Origin of the sequence: Corallococcus sp. AB038B (assembly GCF_003668955.1) — a bacterium.
Lineage (GTDB): Bacteria > Myxococcota > Myxococcia > Myxococcales > Myxococcaceae > Corallococcus > Corallococcus exiguus.
Map to the genome: position 1 here is coordinate 1 of NZ_RAWO01000436.1, position 380 is coordinate 380.

Consider the following 380-nt stretch of genomic DNA (forward strand, 5'->3'; position numbering starts at 1 on the left):
CGGCAACGTGAACCAGTACTTGAAGGGGAACACGATGAGGACGCACCGCTGGAGCGCGACCCTGAGCGTCTGATTCACGCCTCCTGACGACGCCTGGATGACGGTGGGACCGGACCAGCCCGGGGGCAGCCGCATGGCGAAGCGCGCGGTGCGCTGGGCCTCGGGGACGCGCACGTTGAGCACGCCCACGCTCGCATCCACGCTCATCAACTCCACGAGCGCGCCCCCCGTGGGAGCGGGGCTGCTCAGCGTCACCTCGCCCACCAATTCCGAGGGGTCCGACGACTGGCAACGGTTGGTGGACGTCAGCACGCGAACCGAGGACAGCCGGGGACGGGGCATGCCCGCGTAGGCCACGAACTGGCGGACCGACACGGGTT

At 69.5% G+C, this 380-nt stretch carries 1 pseudogene; it reads right to left on the reverse strand.

Annotation, left to right across the window (positions count from 1 at the left end):
- Positions 1-380, reverse strand: a pseudogene (locus D7Y04_RS45010) (hypothetical protein); the annotation flags it as partial.